The following is a 19,929-nucleotide window of genomic DNA, read 5'->3' on the forward strand; positions in this document are numbered from 1 at the left end:
GCCTGGGCGGTACGGCTGACAGCACACACCGCGATTTGGTTTGCTCGCAACGACGAGCAAACCCGCAGCGAACGTGAGCGGCTCGATGACGACGTCCCCATCATCACGTCCTGGCCGCAGCCCAGGCCGTCCCGCCAAAGCCCTGGACCCGTCCGCGTCCCTGCTCGCCAACCTCGGCGCCGAACTTCGCCGGACACGCCTCCAACGCGGGCTCACACTCATCCAGCTCGGCGAGCTGACCGGCTACTCCTGGCAGCACCTCGGCAACGTCGAACGGGGCCATGTCGCGCCTACCGAGAACGTCGTCCTGGCCTGCGAACGCGCACTGTCGGCCGGCGGTCGGCTGGTCTCGCTGCTGCCCGGCGTGATCCGGGAACAGGCCGCCCAGCGGCACGCCCGCGAGGCCATCCGCCACCACTCCGCCCCTGCCCCCGAGGAAGACATCGACTGGAGCCGCCTGGCCGCCACCACACGCCTCTCGTCCATGACCGCGGACATCGTCGACGAACTCGAGACGATCACCGACCGGCAACGCCGCCTCTACCACGAACTGACGTCCGCGCAGATGAGCGTCCCCGTCGAAGCGCACCTCGGCCTGCTGATCGCACTCCTCGACAACACCTCGTCCACTGTGCTGCGCCACCGCATCGCATCGGCGGCCAGTGAAGCGGCCGGCTTCGCCGCCTGGATCTGGCACGACCTCGGCGACCCGCACAAGTCCTCGTTCTACTACCGGACGGCCCGCGACCTGCTCCCCGAAGCGGGCAACCCGGCCCTGGCGTCCTACATCAGCGGCTACCAGGCCCTGGCCAGCGAAGCCGACGGGCTGACCGCCGACGCTGTCCACCACGCCCAGAAGGCCCTCGACACCGCCCCCAAGTCCACCACGCGCCTCACTCGCTCCTGGTTGTCCGCCCTGACGGCCAGCACCCTCGCCACCACCGGCCGACGCCACGACAGCCTCGCACTCCTCCGCCAAGCCCAAGAGCACTTCGATGCCGCCCAGGACCGCGAAGAGTGGATGTATGAGTTCGACCGGACGGCCCTGGCCGACTACCGCGGCCAATGCCATCTCCGCCTCGGGCAGGCCAAGGATGCGATTGCCGCCTTCAGCGAGGGACTGGCCGCGCTCCCTGAGACCTGCGAACGGCGCGGTGCCCAAATCACCATCGGCCTCGCCGAAGCCCACCTCTCCGACGGCCGGCTCGACCAGGCCACCGACGCCGCGCAACGCTCGCTGGAGGTCTTCGCCTCCCGCGGGTCGGTGTCGGGGTTGCGGCGGGTACGACGGTTCCGCGATCTTCTGCGGGACGGCGGACACCACCGGGAGGCAGACCAGATGGACCAGCATGTGCGGGCACGGCTGCAGGAGCCGCGATGACCCCGGTCCCCGCCGATAAGGTCGCCGAGGCCACCACCTCGCTGGACGCGGTCCAGGTCTTGCAGGGCGGTGCTGTCGTCTACTGGCTCGAAGGCCGACCGGACGGGCATGACGCTCTCGTCCGGTGGACACCCGGGGACGGCGCCCGCGACGTCCTCGGGCCCGGGACGGACGTAGCCAGCCACGTCCACGAATACGGTGGCGGCGCCTACCACGCGACCGACACCGGGATCTGGTTCTGCGACGCCGCCGACCAGCGGATCTACCGCACCACCGACCACGACCCCGTACCCGTGACCCCGGCTGCCGGCGCGCGGTATGCGGACATGCGACCCGGCGTCGGCGGTCTGTGGACGGTGCGCGAACGCCACGAGGACACCTGCGTCATCAACGACCTCGTCTGGGTCCCGGCCTCTGCCGACGAACCGCGCACCGTGGCCAGCGGATGGGACTTCTACTCCTTCCCGCGTCCCAGCCCCGACGGCCGCTGGCTGGCCTGGACCTGCTGGAACGCACCCAACATGCCGTGGGACGGCACCACGCTCTACCTGGCCGAAGTCCTCGACAGCGCAGGCACCCTGGGCACGCCCCGCCTCATCGCTGGTGGCTCGGACGAATCGGTGTTCCAGCCGGAATGGAGCCCCGACAACGTCCTGCATTTCATCTCCGACCGCACCGGCTGGTGGAACCTCTACCGCTGGACAGGTGACCGCATCGAACCGGTCCTCCAACGCCAAGCCGAGCTTGGTGTCGCCCAATGGGAGTTCGGCTACTCCACCTACACCTTCCTCGACGACGCCATCGCCGTCCTGGTCCAGCAGGGCGGAACCCAGAGAATCGAGCTCCTCCGCGACGGCAAGACCACCGCTCTCGATCTCCCCTACACCTCGATCAAGCCCTATCTGTCAGGCTCGGGAACGACGATCGCCGCCATCGCCTCCAGCCCGCAGCAGGCACCACAGACCGTCCTGATCGACGCCGGCACCGGCCGCCACCAACCCCTCAAATCCGCCCACGCGCACCCCGCCTCGAACCCCGAACCGTTCACCTTCCCCACCCGCGACGGCAGCACAGCACACGGCCTTTACCACTCCCCGTCCGCCGTCCAAGGCCCACCACCGCTGATCGTCAAAGCCCACCCCGGCCCCACAGCGAACACGCCACTACGCCTGGACTTGCACACCCAGTACCTCACCAGCCGCGGCTACGCCGTCGCCGAAATCGACTACCGCGGCAGCACCGGCTACGGCCGCACCTACCGCCAAGCACTCCACGGCCAATGGGGCGTCCTCGACGCCCACGACTGCGCCGACGCCGCCACCCACCTCGCCGCCACCGGACGCGCCGACCCCGACCGCACCGTCATCTGGGGCGCCAGCGCCGGCGGCTACACCGCCCTCCGCGGCCTCGCCATCACCGACACCTTCACCGCCGCCATCGCCCACTGCCCCGTCATCGACCCCGCCACCTGGCGCGACGCCGCCCCCAAATTCCAAGCCCACCACGCCGACACCCTCATCGGCCCCTGGCCCGACACCGCCCCCACCTACCAGCAACGCTCTCTGCTCCACCACACCGAGCACATCACCCGCCCGGTCCTCATCCTCCACGGCGACGACGACCCCATCACCCCAGCCGCCCAATCCCGAGCCCTCGCCGCCGCCCTCGGCCCCCAAGCCGATCTTCTGACCCTCCCCGGCGAAGGCCACGTCCTCCGTTCACCGAACTCCATCAAACAAGCACTGACCGCCGAACTCGCTTTCCTCACCGACTTGCCGACCTGACACACCGAGCAGACGTCCGGTGGATCATCCGTTATGAACTTCGACCTCGGGTGCGCCATGGTCGGCGAACCACCGCTGAAGGTCATCGCCGTCGAGCAGATGAGGTGACGTGGCGCCGACGTCGACAGGGCCACTGACGCGGCCGGTGGCGCCGTCGAGACGCGAATCCGCCATGCGAACCTCTAAGAGGGCGGTCCAGGACGAGGGGCCGCCGAAGGTTCACGCTCGCAGGTCGGCGCCGCGTGCAGGTCCGTTTTAGCAGTCCATGCGTTCCCGAGATTGGCCCTGCGAAGATCGCAATTTCTGAGGTCGGCTTCCTCGAACTCGCATGTCCGCAGGCGCTAACCCTCAGTGCTGATCGGAATATCTTTACGTTCAAAACTATCGAAGTATGTGATTTTGTACTCTGCGCCCACTTCCTGCGCGAGTTGTTCGGCAAGGCCTCTCCCCTGGTCGTTGAACCGACGTTCGTCACCGGGTGTGCCGAAACCAGAAGATGCCGGATCGTCTTCATTCAAGGTTCCATCGTACTCGTCCGCCCAGTGATTAAGTGATTCCGACAGGCCGCTCGATATATGAAGGACTTCCGGGGCAATGTTATCCAGTTCACCGTCAGAGTAAACTACCCACAGCGGGTAGCATTGATAGTCTGCCAGTACGCGGATCGTTGATTTTTGTGCGCTCATTTCAAATTTGCTCCCACGATGAAACCGTTGCCGCCAACTGTCACAGCGACCTTGTACATCTTACCGTTGAACACGAACTGATAGATCGGACGCCCTGTCCCTTTGCCTTGATAGCCGATCTTCGTCCCTTCGGTAACTGCATGCATCACAAATTCTGGAACCTGACTTTCGGGAATTCCTTTCTGTGCGAACTCGCGGCCATGTCTTTCGATGATATGCTGCAACCCGGCACGGGGGCTCCCGGTTTCGAGGAAGATGATTTTTCCGGACGAGTCCCGCGCTATGGCAACGATACTTTCGGGGCTGCACTTGGTGCCATTCCTGATCAACTCATCGATCAGGCGCTTACGTTCCGCCTCCAGTGCGGCTTCGAGCTTCTTGCCGACGGTCTTGTCGAAGGCGGCTTGGACGGTTTTGACGACCTTGGTGTCGGCGGTGGCCTTGATGAGGTCGGCGAGGATCCTGCGGAGGGCCCAGCGTTCGGCGATGCCGGCGACGCGGCTGAGCATGTAGGCGCCGACGCGGGACAGGATCCGGCCGAACAGTTTGCGCAGCAGACCGGTGACGGCGCCCGCGCCGAGAAGAAGGATGATCTCGGCTATGTGCTCGCCGGTGACGATGCGGGTGGCGTCCCGGGTGGCCTGTGCGTACTCGTGGCACGCGTTGGCCAGGGCGGTGCACATCTCCTGCAGGCCGGACAGGATGGTGGTCGAGTCGCCGGGCCGGTACAGGGTGGCCCAGTAGGCGGCGACGGCGGCGTGTTCGGCGTTGTCGGCCGGGTCGAGGATGGTGGTGACCGTCCAGTTCAGCCATGAGGCGACCTGACCGGTCTCGCGGGCGGCCTCCGTCCAGGCGTCGCCGGTCTGGTCGAACATCTCCGGGTTGCCCTGCGGCCAGTCGTTGGACGTGCCGAGCAGACCGTCCACCCAGCCGGGCAGGTGCGGTACCGCGTGGCGGATGAGCGGGACGGTGGTGTTGGGCGCCCAGCTCATCGCCCCGACCACCGGCGGGGGCGCGGCGGCCACCGCGAAGTTCTGCGACACCGGATGCGGCGAGAAGCGCGGCGGTCCGCCGCCGGGGTGGTCGGCGCGGGAGTGGTGATCGGCGGCCAGGTGATTGTTGACCGTCTGGGTGAGGCCGAGGGAGGTGCCGCCCAACGCCTCGATCGCCTTGTGGAATGCCTGATAGACGGCCCTGGCCGCCGGGTCGTACAAGGCGGCGAACTGGTGGGCGGCCTTGTCGAAACCGGCCATGCCCGACGAATGCGCGGACAGCTTCTGCGACAGGGTCGTGTACGCCTTGATCAGGTCCTGCTGGCCGATCGCGAAGTTGGCCGCCGCCCGGTCGACCGTCTCGGGAGTGATGTCGACCCGTACCGGAACGGGCGAAGCCGGTTTCGGCGGGGGGCTCATGATGGATTCCACATGCCGTGGTTCGCCTGGAGCGAGGCGCGGAAGTTGTGCCGCGCCCGGGCGACGTACCGATGCAGCTCGTCAACCTGACGCGCCATATCGCGTGCGGCCAGCATCCATTCGCGATGCGCCTGATCATAGGTTGTCCGAGCATCTCCTGACCAGGCGGCTAACGACGTTCGAAGACCGCTGTCCAAACGGTCCAACTCGCTCACCAGACGCTGGTACGCACGCCGCAGATCAGCTTCCCCGGTCTCCAGCGCCACCAGCTCCGCGAGGATTCGATCAGCCACGACGGGAGGCTAACGGCGCAAGGTACTCTTTTCCAGACGTGTCCGGTTTTGCGCATACGATGCGGCAGGACCGATAGTGGCCAAGCGGTGGACGGGCCCGGCCACATATGGACCGGTCCACGTTTTACCGCGCTCCTACAGCCTCGGCTCATGCAACTTCACTCGGGATCTGCGATGGGGACACACACGGTGTGGCGTGGGCGTTTCGTCTCGCCGCTGCTGCCCGCCGGAGACCGGATGCGGTCGTACGGGGGCTGTGCGACGCCCTCGGGTGAAACGCGACGTTCTATGCGACGCTGCCGCAACGTATGTGCTGTGGGATTGCGATCCTCGCTCGGTCCTTGCATCTGTCGGGGCGGGAACCGCAATGAGGATTGGCACTGATGGACTTTGATCAGAAACGTATAGCGTCGAGGACCATGGGTTCGCCTTGGCGGTAGCGGCGGTACTGACGAGCGAAAACATCCAGGTAGAGCAGGGGCCAGCGGGTGACTGCGCCGGTGATCTTGTCTATGGCGAGGGCCGTGGGTGTTTCCAGGGTGGGGATGGAGGGCGCTTCTGGGATTTCCACCAGGACTGGGAGTGCTCGGTAGCCGTCCTGAAATTCCTCGATGTGCAGGAGTAGCGGGGTGTTGCCGTGGTCCGGCAGGTGCCGGTGAGCGCGGCGCCAGGCCTCGGCGCGGTCGATGGTGCGGTGGCCGGCTGCGAGGGGCTCGTCCGATGGCGGGCGGATGGCGGCGGGATTCGGTGTTGGGCAGTCCGCGGTTGCGGCCTCGAAGAGTGTGGTGAGGGCTCGTCTGATCGTGAGGATCGAGTCGCGGGCGTTGCGCAGGGCGTTGATGGTCGAGGCATCGAGGCGGCTCATCGTCGCTGGCTGGTCGAGCAGGTGCTCGATGGACTCGATGTCGTCTTGCTGAGCGAGTTTCCCGACGGTCTCTATGGCTTGAAGGAGACGGGTGTAGCGGTCGGCGGGTGGATGCATGGGAAGCGTCCTTGCGGTGGCTGTGGGCCGGGGGTGCGGCGACGGGAGGATGCGCCGCACCCCCGGGCATTGGGAGTCCCGTTGTGCGGGGACGGCTCGTCAGGCCTGGCGGTGGCGATGTGAGGTCTCGTGGCGGCTGACGATGCGTTCGGTGGTCTCTTGGAGGTCGATTAGCGGCTGGCGGACGTAGCCTCGGCCGTCGCGCCACGAGAAGCCGGTCGGTCCAACCCAGATGTTGAGGGCTGCGACGGTGAGGACCGAGATGCCGCGGTCGTCGCTGCAGCCGGTGGCGGGTATGCCGCGCCTGTGCAGGGAGTCCAGAAGGTTGTCGGAGGCCAGCTTCGGGGCGATGGGACTGACCATCGACCACGACGTCGGCAAGCAGAGGGTGAACCAGACACACTTGCCCGTCATTGTGGTCAGGCGTGAGCGGGTGAAGTGCGAGCCGGTGCGGGTGGCCAGGGCCGCCACGATGGACAGGCCTTTGCCGTGCTCGTCGAGCAGGTCGGCGTTGCCGGCGACCGGCCAGGTGTCGCGGTGAGTATCGAAGATCGAAACCACCAGCTCCGGTGCCGGGCGGGTGCGCGCCCAGATCCATAGTTCGGGACGCGTCGCCGAGGAGGCGTGGATGTGGGCGTTGGTGGCCAGTTCGGACACCGCGAGCTTGGCGTCGTCGATCGTGTCGGTGGTGAAGTCGAGCTCGCGCATCGTCGCGGCGACGAGGGTGCGGGCTCGGGATGCGGCGCTGGGGTCCCGGGGAAGTTGGAAGGCGCAGGCTCCGCCGGTCGAGATGTCGGCCGGCCTGCCGGTCAGCATCGTCCGCCCCGGTCACGCGCCTCGGCTATGCAGTGGCGGCCGCGGCTCTTGCTGCGCTGCCTGAAGGGGCGGCGAGCGGGCGCGGGCGGCGCGGCCGGTTGCAGAAGCGGCGCGGGCGTGGAGGGTGCGGTGGGCTGGAACGGTCTGCCGGGTGAAGGCGAGCGGAGCCGCTCCGGATGGCCGAGGGACAGCAGCTGACGCCTCAGGGCGTCGGGCGTGGCGCCTTCCAAGAGAAGGAAGGTGCCGTTGTCGGAAGTCAGGCCCCAGTAGCTGCCGGTGTACTCCCCGAACCAGCACGTCGCGCGGGGGAATTGGAATCTGAGCTCGGCGATGGCGCGGTCCGGATCCGGCTCCGCCAACGCCCAGGGCGCTGACGATGTCACACCCAGGCCCGCTTGATGGTGTCCTCGGCTCCCGGCCTGGACGGACACGAGTCCGGGGGTGGGCGGCCGCCCTAGAACCGGTGACGGGTTCGTACGATCATGCATGGGTCGGACCTCCTGCGTCCGATCAAGGTCCCGGGCCGGTGGTGCCACACCGACCCGGGACCGCCTCGACCTCTCCAGACCAGCCCCGGAGAAGTGCGGATCGCTCCACCAGGAGCCGGACAGCGGCGGGATGCCGCAGCGTCGCGTTGCACTCAGTGAAGCTGTCGTCACACATCATCACCCGAACGACACCGACTGTCTATGCACTTGTTCAGATTCTTTTGGACTATTCGAATGTCCAAGAACTTGAACAGACTGCGTGCGACACTGAGCAACATGACGAGCGCACAGAGTCCGACGGTCAGGCATAGACGGCTGGCTCGCCAACTCCGTCAGGCGCGCGAGAACTCCGGCCTGTCGATGGAGCGGGCCGCCGCCGCGCTGGGCTGGAGTCGCCCGAAGCTAGTCCGGTTCGAGACGGCGAAGACGCGCCCCAAGCCCGCTGACGTGGAGGCGATGCTTGACCTGTACGGCGGTAGCGAGGCTCAGAAGCTGACTCTGATGCAGCTCGCGCGGGACATCCGCAAGCGGGGCTGGTGGTCGGCGTTCAATGACGTCCTGGCCGGCTCTTTCGCCGAACTGGAGGACGACGCCACCGCGATCCGTAGCTGGCAGGTGCAGTTCGTCCCCGGCCTACTCCAGACCAGTGACTACGCCCTCGCTCTCATCCGGATCCTGTCTCCCGACGACCTTGAGGACGTCTTGCTCCGCCGGCTCCAAGCCCGCATGGCCCGCCGCGCGATTCTCGAGCGCCAGGACACGCCTTCCTACGACGTCGTCTTGGACGAAGCCGTGCTCAGGCGCCCTGTCGGCGGTGCTCAGGTCATGGCCCGACAGCTGGACGCCCTTATCGAGGCCGCGAACAGGCCGAACGTCAGTGTGCGCATCATGCCCATCTCCGTCGGCGAACACGCCGGGATGGACGGTCCCTTCGTGGTCCTGAGCTTCGCCGACGGCGAGGACCAGGACGTCGCCTACCTCGAAGGCATGGGCGGCGAGATCTACCTCGAAGACGTCGGCCAGCTGAACCGCTGTAATGTGAGGTTTGACCGCATTCGCGATCAGGCACTGTCTGAGGACGACTCGGTGACACTGATCGCCGACATCGCCAAGGAGTATCGGCAATCCGATGAGCCTCCCCGCTGACCCTTTGGAAGCACGCTGGCGCAAGGCAAGCAGGAGCAGCGCGAGCGGTAGCGACTGCGTCGAAGTCGCCGGTCTTCCTGGGCTGATCGCCGTCCGCGACTCCAAGGACCCCGACGGACCCAAGCTGTTGTTCGACCGCGACGTGTGGCGCAAGCTGGCCGACCAGGCCAGCAAGGGCGAACTCGACCTCGCCTGAGCTCGGCCCCTTGTCGCGGGAGGGGCCTCATGTCCGTCCGCGATTCCGGGGTCGGGTGCGCCCCGCGTTCCTGCTACCTCACAGGTGCATCAAGAAAGGCGGTCTGGATGAGGCGGGTGGGGCCGCCTCGTTGTATCCACAGGCCACGCGTCCCGGAGGTAGCGGAGCAGGGTAGTGCAGCGGGAACAGCTACCCTTCCGAGCGGTCGCCGGACATCATCAGCGTGCTCGTCCCGCTCTCGCGCACGGCTTGGACCAGCGGTTCGTACAGACCACGGCTGGCGCCGGCGACGCGGCGGGTGATAACGAAGTGGGGGCCGATATCGCGTCCGCCAGGGACCAACGGAAGGAACGGTGCCAGCAACTGCTGGCCCGCGCTGGTCAGCAGGTCGTAATCGTCCACCATCACCACGACCCGCGGCGCGTTCTTGAGGCGCAGCGCTATTCGCTTCGTACGGTCGCTCCAGGTCGAGGTCGGTTGGCACTCCTTCTGAAGCGCGGTCGCGTCTCACCCGGACGTAGCGCACCGAAGGCGCGATCGACCGTCCCCCGTCGCCGCGTTCACGCTGATCTCCACCACAAAGTTCGGGACGACGCGGACGTACGAGGTCGATGTTTCGATGCCCGGCATCCCACCTGCCCCGTGGTGTGCGGTCACCCGCAACTCCGACCAGGACAGCGCGACAACCGAACGCTTGGCCACAGCATTGTCGGCTCACTGCTCCGCCGGCTGACGAACCCGGACTTCAGCGATTTGGATCTCCAGGCATAATAGAACGCATGTTCGACATGCTGGGTTGCTGAAGTGTGGGTGCCGCCCGCCGTCACCTACCGCGCCATCGGCGGTCCGGCGTTCCTGCTCGCCTGGGAGCGGCACCCTGACCGGTCATGGTGGGCCAGGATCCTGTGGATCGAGATGAACCCCGATGGCTACACCGGACGGCACGCGCGCGTGCCTGGTACTGAGGTAGCTCCCATCCCTGGTCAGGACTACAGCACCGTCCCACGCCATCGCCTTGCTGGGCGTACGCGCCCACCGAGCGATACCACCGACCCGCGCGACCCTCACCACCGCCCAAGTCCGCAAGAGCGGTACCGGATCGCGGTCGAACGAGGCCTTCGCCGTAAGCCGGAACCTGATTTCTGATCATCTCAAGGGCGCGATCGGCTCGCTCTTACGAAGACCGTTGGGATGGGCAGCATGGGTGTCGTCACCTGCCGAGCGTCGGCAGAGCCAGCAGCCGTTCGATCGCGTCGGGTCTGGAGAGGAGCCGCGCCCGAGTGTGCGGCTCCGCGATGGTGGAACCGGAAGATGAGCACGGGGTGACGCTGCCGTCGGCTGAGATCTGCGCGGATGGCCTGGTCCAGGTTGCAACGGTCACTACGGCCGAACGCGCGGTCTGCTGGGCCGGGGTGTGCCGATGGTCGTCGTCCCTGCCGTCGTAGGTGATCAGGAGGCGGCGCGAGAAGCCGTGCCGGCGCACGTGGGCGTATGCCTGCTGGTCGTCATCGGTGAGGGTCAAGCCCGGAACTCGCTCGTCCTGCAGATCGTCCGGTGCGATGCCGAGCAGCCGCCATGCGTCTGGACGGGTGAGCACGAGCTCGATGCCGTGCTCGTGCTGATGGATGAGGACGTCCATGATCAGATGACGGACGGCGTCCTCTGCTCCCGGCCCCGCCAGCGAAACTCCACCCCAGGCGAAGGGATCGGCAGAAGGGCCGTTCTCTGGTTGGTGGCAGTGCGACCTGGGCTCGGTATCGGAGCCTGATCTTCGGGGGTTGCGCCGCAGCTTCTGCAACCGTGCCGAGAAGGCTCTGCGCCGCCACATGACCACACCGCCGAGCGCGGTGACAAGGGCGGCGGTTGCTCCCCAGCCGGGTGTATCGAGTGGCCGGCTCTCGCCTGTCCGTGAGCGGTGGGGAATGGCGGTGCGGTTGGACGTTGCCGTGGGTGGTGAGTCGATGACGATCTTGGGAGGTGGCAGCGGGTTGGTCGTGCGGCGGGAGGGTCCGCTGGACTGACTCGGAGTGGGGCGCGCGGACGGCTTGGGCTCTCTTCTTGGCTGGGAACGGGAGCCATGCCCGGAGAGTGTGCGGTGCCCGTGTCCCGCAGTCCGGCGCCGTCTGGGGTGCTTGGCCGGTATGGAGTCGCGGAAGACATCGTCCCAGTCGGGATCCTTACCGGTCTTGAGGCTGCGCAGCGCTTCTTCCCGGGCGCGCCGGCAGAGCTTCTCGCGGTCGACGTAACGGCTCGCGACGGGTCCGATCGGCGGACAGCCCGGAGACCGCCGATGGGGCTCGGCCGCCTGTGCCGGCACGGCCAGCGCCATCAGGCTCAAGGTCCCCACGAGGACGGGGAAGGTGCTGGCTGGCAAGACCCGATGCGTGTGCTGGCGCCTTCCGCGGGGGTCAGCCATACGGACCCCGCATCACCGTGCGGGTGTCGTGTCGATCGTGAGGCCGCGCTGAGCGTGAGGCGTGCGGTGTCTTGGTCGGGCGAGGGTATTTGCGAGGCCACTTGATGGCCATGATCAGCGCGAGTGGCCAGCCGATGACGGTGGCGCAACACAGGGCGTTGACCAGCATGATGAGCAGGATCTCGTCGGCGCCACGGACGAGGGCGATGAAGGTCGGCAGGACGGCCAGGACGATGAAGGCGGTGATGATGGCGAGTCCCCAGATCCAGCCCGCCAGGAGACTATTGGTCATTCGATGCCTCTTCTCGGGGTCTACAGGTTGCGGCGTCTGTTCCGGTCGGGTGCTTGGACTGGGGTCTTGCGTGCGGCAGGGCTTCCGAAGGGCTGCCTTGCGCTCATTTCCAGCGCCTGGTCGACGGTGAAGGGGAAACCTTCGGCGGCCAAGCGGGCCTGAGCGGACGTGCCCGAGGCCGCGGCGGCCTTGGTGATCACCTCGTCCGGCAGGTTGGTCGTGGCCTTCAGAGCCGTCCGCAGTTCATCGGGGCGGGGCTCGCGGCCCTGGCTGTGTAGGCGGTCGCGCAGTTGGTCGGCGATACGGTGAGCGCGTTGCTCCTGGCGGGCGTTCTCCCAGTCGCTGCGGTGGGGACCGTAAATGGTCGCCACCCACTCGGCGCCGCTGCCTTCGGCGAGTGCAGGTCGTGCGGCCGCGGGCTCGCCGGTGCGGACGTTGGGGTCGCGGGTGAAGAACGGTGCGGCCTTGCGCATCGCCTCGAGCGGCTCCATGCCGTCGGTGCGGGCTCGGTCGTAGTGGCTCATCGCATGCGGGTGCAGGTCGCGTAGCCGCTTCTCGCACTTGCCCATGGCTCCGGCTGCCGATGCGCTGTCGGCGGCGTGGGGGACGGCGGCTCCCCATGCTTCGGCCACGTGCAGCAGTCCGGCGTGCTGAAGCCATTTGCGATCGTGTGCGCGTACCCACCGCGCGCGGGCCTCGGAGAAGGCCGCTTGCTGGGCTGCGGATTCGGCGCGCTCGGCCGCCGCGTCGCGTGCGAGTTCGGCGGCTTGTAACCGGGCCGCCCGGCGTGCGTAGCCCTGTTTGAGGGCGGTCGCCATCGTGATGATCTGGATCATGCGCTCGCCGCTGTGCGAGAAGCCTTCGGCGACCGGGTCAGGGTACTGGTTGGTCACGTGCGTTCTCCTGGAGAGGATTCGGTTACCTGGTGCGGTGTGCTCGCGCTGGTGGCACCACCGGTCGCCTGTCGAGTGCAGGTGAGTGAAGCTGAAGATCAGGCGATGACGGGAAATCGTTCGCCGCCGCTGCGAGGTCCGCGGCGGGGCCCGGGCTGATCGCCGACGTCACGGCGACCGTAATCTCGGCCTGGTCCACTTGCGTGCGGGACGCGACGCGGGCGACCTGTCTGGCGGCCTGATCCGGGGGCAGGCCGGCAATGATGGTCGCGGCCGCGCGGACGGCGGCCAGCCGGTTCTCAGCGAACTCCAGCGTTCCACCGATCCGCTCCAGTCTCTCATCAATTACCAGGTCAGCCAGCGGAAATGCGGACCGTAACGCCGCTTGGACCTCTGGATGTCCTGGGTTGCCGAGCAGGTCGGCAGGGTCTCGGTCCGTGGGGAGCTGGGCGGTTTCGACCGGTCCGGTGACCTCGCTCAGGTGGCGCCAGGCGCGGATCGCTCCCGCTCGTCCGGCCGGGTCGCCGTCGAGTGCGATGACCAGGCCGCGGGTGCCGAGGTCGGTGTGGCGGTTGAGTGCGTCCAGGTGAGTCGCGCTGATGGCTGCTCCGCAGGTGGCGACGGCAGCATAGGTCTGGGGCATGACGCTGTTCACCGCGATCGCGTCCAGCGGGCCCTCGACCAGGAGTGGACGAACGCCCTGGGCGAGCCGGTCGCTGACCTCGCTCAGGCCGAAGAGCACCTCCCGTTTGTGGAAGAGGACCGTGTCGGGGGTGTTGAGGTACTTCGCTCCGGCGAAGCCGTCCTGGGCTCGGCCGACGAATCCGATGACCGCGCCGTCGTCGTTGCGGAAGGGCAGCAGAACGCGGTCGCGGAAGACGTCGATCAGCTCGCCATCACGTCCGAGCTTGGCCAGACCAGCGGCCATGATCGCTTCGTCGCCGTGACCGCGCTGACGTAGGTGCTCGACGAGGGCTTGGCGAGGCCGGACCGCATGCCCGACCTGCCACCTTGCCTGGACGTCAGCGGTGAAGCCGCGACGGGCCAGGTATGAGGCGCCCCAGCTTACGGCGAGGTTGGCGATGAAGAAGCGAAGCGCGTCCTCGATCGCAGCGAACAACTCATCGCGCGGCCTACCTGTCGCTGAACCGTCGGCCTCCGGATTCTTCTCTAGTGAAGGCCCCGATGAGGCGGGTCCCTTCCCTTGCGCGCTCGTCCGCTCCTTCAGGAGGGACGCGCCAGATTCGACGGACTGCAACTTGCTGAGCCGGTACCGCAGGCGCGAGGCCGTACGGACCACCTGCTCTCCCACCAGGCGGACGGCACCCGCCGCGTTGGCGCGCTCGTCAGTGCCTGCCCAACTGCTCGGAGCGGAGAAGGACAGATGCTCGGTCGGCAGGCCGACGTCTGCCAGCAGCAGGAAGGCGACCGACTCGGCGAACGCTCGCCTCGCCCCATGGCATGGCTCCTGGTCCAGGTTCGACGCATCCAGTCGCCCCTCGACGTCGAGGACGTGCGCGAGCTGGTGGGCGAGGAGCGTGGCCGCCGCGAGGTCGTCCAGCTCGGGGGCGATCGACAACCGCCGATCGGGATCTCCCAGGTAGGTCCAACCTTGTCCGCGGTCCAGGTAGACGCCGAGGTCCGCCGTCAGCCGGGAAAGCTTCACAAGGCCCTCGGACGTCGAGACGGGTGCGGTCTCCTCGATCGCCGCTCCGTCGGTCTGCTCGATGTCGAAGACCGGCCGTGGCTTGCCCGAGCGGGAGAGGATGCGGATGCCGGTCTCACCGCGCAGAACGTGCCGTCCCTGCTTCTTCCAGTCGTCGTAGGAACGGACGTCCGTTGCCGCAGGCCTTTGCGCAGGGATCAGCAGGGTGTTGGTGAACCCGTAGCGTCCATGGCGGCTCGCCTGCTCAAGCCACGCCGCCCATTCGAGGCGCCCGTCGAGCAGACCGGCCACGCCGTACTCGGCGATCCCCTGCAAGAAGTCGAGCTGACGCTGCTGCTTCTCCCCCGGCTCGGCTTCCTGGTATCCCGTCGGCACCGGCCCGCTCATGCCTCACCGCCCTGGGCCGAGTCGTCGCGGAGCACGGCCAGGAGCCGCCGGACGCGCGTGTTCGCGACCGGGTACCCCATGTCCCGCAGCTGGTCACCTAGGTAGTCCCTGGTGAACCGAACCCCCTGCCGTCGCGCCTGCCGCCGGATCCGCCGCGCGGCGCCCAGCAGCTCGTCCTCCCCCGCACCTGGGGACGATGCGCTCTCGAGGTCATCCGCGTCGCCGTCGGTCGGCAGTCGGCGCAGCGAGAGCCGCTCGGCCAGCGGGGCATCCCAGCGCCATGCCCACCGCCCGTACTCTTCCTGCAGCCGCGACACCGCCAGCAGATGCCGGTACTCCAGCCCCAGCCCGTCCTGGTAGGCGGTGACGTGCCACAGAACCATCCGCCGCCACAGCAGCAGACTCGAGACCGGCGCCAGCAGCCACCGGGCTGCCGGCACACGCTCCATCCGGCGACCGGACGCCAGCCCCACCCAGCGGCGGATCAGATGCCGGACGCCTTCCACCACCGTGATGAACAGCACCGGCATCGCCGCGTACATCACGCTGCCGGCCAGCTGACCGCGCGCGGCGGATACGTTCACCAGCACAGTGCCGCCGACGTAGGCCCAGGCGACCCAGCGCAGCACCGGCCACGGCAGGTCCAGGTACTCCATCAGCAGGTCCCAGGCCAGCAGGATCAGGATGCCGAGATCCATGCCGACCGGAACGATCCACGCCAGGCCCTTGAAGTGCGGCTCCGCCAACTCCCGCACGGTCGTGAACGACCCCAGCCCACCGAGCACGGCCAGCGCCGTGATCAACGGGGCGACCACGGCCACCACGACCCGGACGACGCGATCTCGCGTCTCGTATTTCGTTGCTCCTGTCGTCGGCCCCGCAGACTGTTCTTGCAGTGCTGGGCCTGCGGATGCCGGAAGGCGACGTGGCTTGGAGACGGTCATCGCACCCGCCGTTCCACCATCCAAAGCAGCACCTGGGCGACGTACCGCACCTCGCTGGCCGTACCGAGGAGTCGCCCGTGCGCCGTGACGTAGGCGTAGGCGCCATCAGCGCCCGCGCACATGACCGTCTCCGACCAGCCGTCGCGGCGGATTCTCAACCGCCACCGCCCGTTGCGCGGCCGGCGCACTCTCACCGAGGCGCCCAGCCGCTTGAGCTCGAAGTGCAGTCGCAGCAGACGCTCCCGCCGCACCGCCAGCTCTCTTTGATCGACCGCTACCAGCGTTTCCATCACTCCCCCGTCGGCCAGTGGTTGACGAGCCGCAGCCCCATCAACCAAAGTCAGTGATCAGAACCATGCAATACGCTAGGTCGTCGATCAACTACAGTAAGCATTCGGCGTGTCGATAGTCGCCCACGGTCAACCGCCCGTGCCGAGGCCAGTTCCAGCTCGATACGCAGAGGCACTGGTCGGCTCGTGCTGCGGAACTGAGCAAGCACGTGCGACCGACCGAAGGATGGGCAGCTCACCGAGCCGGCCGATCTGCTTTGTTGGTCGCCAGCGGAGCAACTCTCGACGTGAGCTTTCCGCTGGCTGAGTCACCCGGTCAGGGACGTCTTCTGTCTCGGGCTGGGCGAGCGGGGTTCGCCGCAGCCGGTCTGCTGGTGGCAGTGGCAGGCATTGGAGCCCACGGCGTCGGGAATCCGGCCATGGCCAGGCTCACCTGTGAAGGTGTGACCGCGGGTTCGCTCTGCCGGGGCACAGGCGTAGCGGTGGCGGTTCTCGCTTCGCGGATTCGGATGGCCGCTCTGCGGGCGGCGTCGGCTTGGGCGTGGCGGTGTTGGAGCCGGCGGAGTTCGGCGATGGTGTCGAGCAGGGTGATGAAGTTGGCGACGAGCAGCATGGTGGACACCGTCGCCCGGTTCTTGGCGGAGCCGGTGAGGGCGAGAAGCCGAGCTGTGGTGCGCAGGGCGTTGCCTGCGGGAGTCGGTCGCGGGATCCGGCCGTACGGTGCGCGGGCCGCACGATCATAGGCATCGGCAGCACCGAGCAGATGGCGGTTGCCGGTGGCCTGGGCGGCTACATGGAGAGCGTCGGAGGCCGCCCAGCAAGCGTCCTGAGCCGCATACGGATTCGTCGCCAGATGCCGGCGGATCTGGGCGGTGGCGTGGGAGGCGGCGCGTGCGGCATCGTCGTAGAAGGCTTGCCGTTCCTCCGTCGTCAGTTCGTCATGCTCGATGGTCGAGGTGCGGTGCTCGGGGTCTCCTGACCAGCGTTGCCGGAGACGGGACAGCGAGAGGTCGTCGGCGAGGCGGCTGCCGGAGAACCAGATCGGTTCTTCGCCATCGTGTTCCGTGGGGAACGCAACGGCGTAGCCGGTGACCTGGCCCGGGTTGAGCTGGCTGTGCCGAGGCTTCACCCACAGGCCGTCCTCCTGGAGCCGGCTCAAGAACTCGGCGGTCGTCCGGGACTCGTCCGCGGCGCGGCGGACGGCCGTCCGCAGCAGGACGCGTCTCGTGCGCGCGGACAGGTGCCGTCCGTCCAGCGTCCGGACGGCGGACGGCGTCCGGACGGAGCCGTCCGCGCTCGTCCAGCGGCGGCGAAGGTGGGGCAAGGCCAGGTCTGCGGCGAGCTTGCCGCCACCGAACCAGACCGGCTGACCGTCCGCGTTGACGTCCCCGGGCAGGGCCACCGCGTATCCGGTGACCTCGCCGGCCGTCCGCTGGCTGAACCGCCGCCGCACCAGAACGTCCTCGGCGTCGAGGCGGGCGAAGAACTCGTTTTCAGAGCAGGCGCCGGCTGCGGCCGTCTGGACGGCACGGCGCAGCAGCGTACGAGATGGCACCTCCTGACCGCGGCGGACGGCCTTCTCGGTCTCGCCCCGCTTCGGACGACGCGCGGCCGTCCGGTCCGCAGGAGCCGTCGACCGCAGGCCGAACTGGTCCTCCATCGCCCGGCAGGCGTCCCGGACCCGATACCCGTCATTCCACACCTCCGGACGAACGCCGTCCGGCCGGGCGAGTGTAGCGACGATGTGGACGTGGTCGTCCGCGTGGCGGACGGCGATCCAACGAACCGCGTCGACGTCCCCATTCGGCGCCAGCCCCGTCCGGTGCATGAACTCGGTCGCGATCCGCGCCCACTGCGCATCGGTCAGAATCGGGTCCTCAGGGGCGGCCCGGACGGCACAATGCCAGACGGGCTTGCGGTAGTTCCGCTCACGAAGCAAAGCCACCGGCTGGGACAGCAGGCCGTCCAAGCGGCGAAGATCGCGGCGGCCAGTAGGCCCCACCGCCGGTTCCAGTGCATCCGGGGCATCGAATCCGGCGACGATGTGAGGGTTGTGATGCTCACCGTTAGCGCCCGGGCCGTACAGGTAGCGGAGAAGCCCCTGGACCCGGGCGCCACGAAGAACTTTCCCGATCACCCCGGAGGACTCGCCGCCGGTGCCGACGTGGTCACGGCAGCCGCCTCCTCAGCTCTTCGGCCAGGTCATCGAGCTTGCGCACTGTCCGCGCCGCCGCATCGGCATACCACTGAAGCGTCGACGACACCTCACCAGAATTCAGCGCCGCGACCGCTTGATTGAGGTTGACGCCGATCCGCTGTGCCTGGCCGCGCGCCTGCATCACGGCCTCAAGCGCCTCCCACAACTCGCGATACTCCTCCCGCGGCGTGCCGTTCGCCGCAGCCGACAGCGTCAGCGCCGCCCACGCCGCAGTCGCCAACTGCTCCCGCTCAGCCGCCGCGCTCAAAGCGGCGCGCTCTTCGTCCGACAAGCGGAGTTGCAGCACCCGTCCTCGCTTCGGGACATACCGTGTCCGACGGTTGCGTCGCTTCACGACCCTCGGCGCGGCTTCACCATCGGGGTCTTCGATAACCAGCCTCCTCACTACGGATCGCGCTCGATCCCATCCCACGCTCACTGCGGACCGCGCCCGGTCCGCAGCGATAACGCATGCCTTATCCATTTCTTGCCCCGCATCGACTGAAGCCGTCCCAGAGGTTGCGGCCGCCCCTTCCATGTCCTGCACCAGACACGTCTGGCGTAGGTTGGGCCCTTCTGCCGATGCCAGACGAAAGACCCGTCAGCACAAGATCGTCGAGGTTCCCTGGCATCCGGACGGTCTGGGACACGACGAACACTGTGCGCGGGACCGCTCTGCCCAATCTCGCCGGTCAAGCCGGCCAGGCGAGCGCTCGCGGGCGCCGGCTTCGGCGCCCGCAAGCAGCTCACCCGGCCAGGACGGGCGACAAATGATTCCTACGTGATGAGCGCCAACGTGCTGAGGAAGCTATGACGGCCGCCGCAAGAGCGCGGGCCGTCATTGCGCCGAACGCCGAGGTGCGCCGGAGCTCCCTAGGCGGTTACATCTCACGGCGTGGAGGCGGCGGCTTGGGGCCCGGACGATGCTCCTCAGGGCCCTGGGAGGTTGGGGTGTTGGTGAGGATGTCACCGATGGGATGCGGGAAGTCCCTGGAGGCGGACTCGATCTCCGCCGTCCTCGACTCGGTGCGCTGGTCTGCCAGTGTCTCTTCTTTGGCGGCTTCTTGATGCGGTGATGCGGTGCCGTCCTCGGTTCCGTGGATGTCGTCGAGGGCTCTGCGCGCATGCCGGAAGGACACGCCCAGGTTCATGGACTGCTCGGTCGCCTTGGCCAGCGCATCGTGCGCCTTCAGGACGGTCGGGACGGGATCGGCGCCGCGGGCATGCCCGAGGCGTCCGGCGTCGAGTTCTCTGTTGAGGAAGGCGTCCAGTTCCTCAGCGATCTGAGCGAGGCGGAATGCCGCCTGAGTCAGATTGCCCGTGATCGTGCTCACGGCCTCCGGCCGCGTCAGGCCGGGCGGGTCCTGGATCAGCTGCGCGAGCGCGCGGGCGCGGTCGAACAGCTCGCCGGCGAGGAGTTCCGTGCGCTCGTCTGCGGGGGTCTCGTGATCTGCCATGTGGTGAGGTCCTCCGAGTGGTTGTCGCTCGAGCCATGCAGATTCCTCTCTTGTGACGACGGATGGCAGCGTCTGACTTCTACTTGAGCTAAGTCAGGCTGTTTACGCTCCATACTTCCTTGCGAGCCTGAACCCAAGCGAGCACCGACCCGGGCGTGTCGCGTCTCCGTTCGGAGCGCCAGGGTCGCGGGCTAGCTCTGGGT

Annotated in this window: 19 protein-coding genes and 1 pseudogene; 4 read left to right on the forward strand and 16 right to left on the reverse strand. The window is 67.7% G+C overall.

The window, feature by feature from the left end:
- Positions 1–85 precede the first annotated feature (85 nt).
- A complete protein-coding gene (locus ACA514_RS17720; RefSeq protein WP_375042248.1) occupies positions 86–1,381 on the forward strand; it encodes a helix-turn-helix domain-containing protein in 1,296 nt (431 codons plus the stop codon).
- A complete protein-coding gene (locus ACA514_RS17725) occupies positions 1,378–3,165 on the forward strand; it encodes a S9 family peptidase (RefSeq protein WP_375042249.1) in 1,788 nt (595 codons plus the stop codon). The genes ACA514_RS17720 and ACA514_RS17725 overlap by 4 nt, the downstream gene beginning before the upstream one ends.
- Before the next feature lie 182 nt (positions 3,166–3,347).
- Here the strand turns inward: ACA514_RS17725 and ACA514_RS17730 are convergent, their stop codons facing one another.
- The 6 genes from ACA514_RS17730 to ACA514_RS17755 form a co-directional block, all read right to left on the reverse strand.
- The gene (locus tag ACA514_RS17730; RefSeq protein WP_375042365.1) at positions 3,348–3,503 is read right to left on the reverse strand and encodes a pentapeptide repeat-containing protein; all 156 of its coding nucleotides are present in this window, start codon (positions 3,501–3,503) and stop codon (positions 3,348–3,350) included.
- Between the two features lie 3 nt (positions 3,504–3,506).
- Positions 3,507–3,851: a hypothetical protein gene (locus tag ACA514_RS17735; protein WP_375042250.1), complete on the reverse strand. Its 345-nt coding sequence runs from the start codon at positions 3,849–3,851 to the stop codon at positions 3,507–3,509.
- Positions 3,848–5,263, reverse strand: a complete 1,416-nt coding sequence (locus tag ACA514_RS17740) for a hypothetical protein (RefSeq protein WP_375042251.1) — start codon at positions 5,261–5,263, stop codon at positions 3,848–3,850. Before ACA514_RS17740 ends, ACA514_RS17735 begins: the two co-directional genes overlap by 4 nt.
- The gene (locus ACA514_RS17745; protein ID WP_375042252.1) at positions 5,260–5,556 is read right to left on the reverse strand and encodes a WXG100 family type VII secretion target; all 297 of its coding nucleotides are present in this window, start codon (positions 5,554–5,556) and stop codon (positions 5,260–5,262) included. Before ACA514_RS17745 ends, ACA514_RS17740 begins: the two co-directional genes overlap by 4 nt.
- 394 nt (positions 5,557–5,950) lie before the next feature.
- Entirely contained in the window at positions 5,951–6,538 is a 588-nt protein-coding gene (locus ACA514_RS17750; protein WP_375042253.1) for a hypothetical protein, read from the reverse strand.
- Between the two features lie 99 nt (positions 6,539–6,637).
- Positions 6,638–7,354 carry an ATP-binding protein gene (locus tag ACA514_RS17755; protein WP_375042254.1) on the reverse strand — a complete coding sequence of 239 codons (717 nt, stop codon included), beginning with the start codon at positions 7,352–7,354 and terminating at the stop codon, positions 6,638–6,640.
- Between the two features lie 764 nt (positions 7,355–8,118).
- On the opposite strand from ACA514_RS17755, the gene ACA514_RS17760 reads away from it, so the two are divergent.
- A complete protein-coding gene (locus tag ACA514_RS17760) occupies positions 8,119–8,988 on the forward strand; it encodes a helix-turn-helix domain-containing protein (protein WP_375042255.1) in 870 nt (289 codons plus the stop codon).
- Entirely contained in the window at positions 8,972–9,184 is a 213-nt protein-coding gene (locus ACA514_RS17765; protein ID WP_375042256.1) for a DUF397 domain-containing protein, read from the forward strand. The genes ACA514_RS17760 and ACA514_RS17765 overlap by 17 nt, the downstream gene beginning before the upstream one ends.
- 73 nt (positions 9,185–9,257) lie before the next feature.
- Here ACA514_RS17765 and ACA514_RS17770 read toward each other — a convergent pair.
- The 10 genes and pseudogenes from ACA514_RS17770 to ACA514_RS17815 all read right to left on the reverse strand — a co-directional run.
- Positions 9,258–9,604 (reverse strand): annotated as a pseudogene (locus ACA514_RS17770) (hypothetical protein); the annotation flags it as partial.
- Positions 9,605–10,394: 790 nt separating this feature from the next.
- Positions 10,395–10,823, reverse strand: coding sequence for a hypothetical protein (locus ACA514_RS17775; protein ID WP_375042257.1), 429 nt, complete (start codon positions 10,821–10,823; stop codon positions 10,395–10,397).
- Between the two features lie 769 nt (positions 10,824–11,592).
- Entirely contained in the window at positions 11,593–11,892 is a 300-nt protein-coding gene (locus tag ACA514_RS17780) for a superinfection immunity protein (protein ID WP_375042258.1), read from the reverse strand.
- A gap of 20 nt (positions 11,893–11,912) precedes the next feature.
- Positions 11,913–12,785: a hypothetical protein gene (locus ACA514_RS17785; protein ID WP_375042259.1), complete on the reverse strand. Its 873-nt coding sequence runs from the start codon at positions 12,783–12,785 to the stop codon at positions 11,913–11,915.
- 25 nt (positions 12,786–12,810) lie between these two features.
- Positions 12,811–14,838 carry a toprim domain-containing protein gene (locus ACA514_RS17790; protein WP_375042260.1) on the reverse strand — a complete coding sequence of 676 codons (2,028 nt, stop codon included), beginning with the start codon at positions 14,836–14,838 and terminating at the stop codon, positions 12,811–12,813.
- Positions 14,835–15,653 (reverse strand): DUF2637 domain-containing protein, encoded by an 819-nt coding sequence (locus ACA514_RS17795; RefSeq protein WP_375042261.1) that lies wholly within the window; start codon positions 15,651–15,653, stop codon positions 14,835–14,837. Before ACA514_RS17795 ends, ACA514_RS17790 begins: the two co-directional genes overlap by 4 nt.
- Before the next feature lie 125 nt (positions 15,654–15,778).
- Entirely contained in the window at positions 15,779–16,072 is a 294-nt protein-coding gene (locus ACA514_RS17800) for a hypothetical protein (RefSeq protein ID WP_375042262.1), read from the reverse strand.
- A 316-nt stretch (positions 16,073–16,388) separates the two neighbouring features.
- Positions 16,389–18,041 carry a relaxase/mobilization nuclease domain-containing protein gene (locus ACA514_RS17805; protein WP_375042263.1) on the reverse strand — a complete coding sequence of 551 codons (1,653 nt, stop codon included), beginning with the start codon at positions 18,039–18,041 and terminating at the stop codon, positions 16,389–16,391.
- A 199-nt stretch (positions 18,042–18,240) separates the two neighbouring features.
- The gene (locus ACA514_RS17810) at positions 18,241–18,576 is read right to left on the reverse strand and encodes a hypothetical protein (RefSeq protein WP_375042264.1); all 336 of its coding nucleotides are present in this window, start codon (positions 18,574–18,576) and stop codon (positions 18,241–18,243) included.
- A 574-nt stretch (positions 18,577–19,150) separates the two neighbouring features.
- On the reverse strand, positions 19,151–19,726 hold the full coding sequence (locus ACA514_RS17815) for a hypothetical protein (protein ID WP_375042265.1): 576 nt from the start codon (positions 19,724–19,726) through the stop codon (positions 19,151–19,153).
- Positions 19,727–19,929 lie beyond the last annotated feature (203 nt).

Origin of the sequence: Actinomadura sp. NTSP31, from assembly GCF_041951385.1 — a bacterium.
Lineage (GTDB): Bacteria > Actinomycetota > Actinomycetes > Streptosporangiales > Streptosporangiaceae > Spirillospora > Spirillospora napierensis.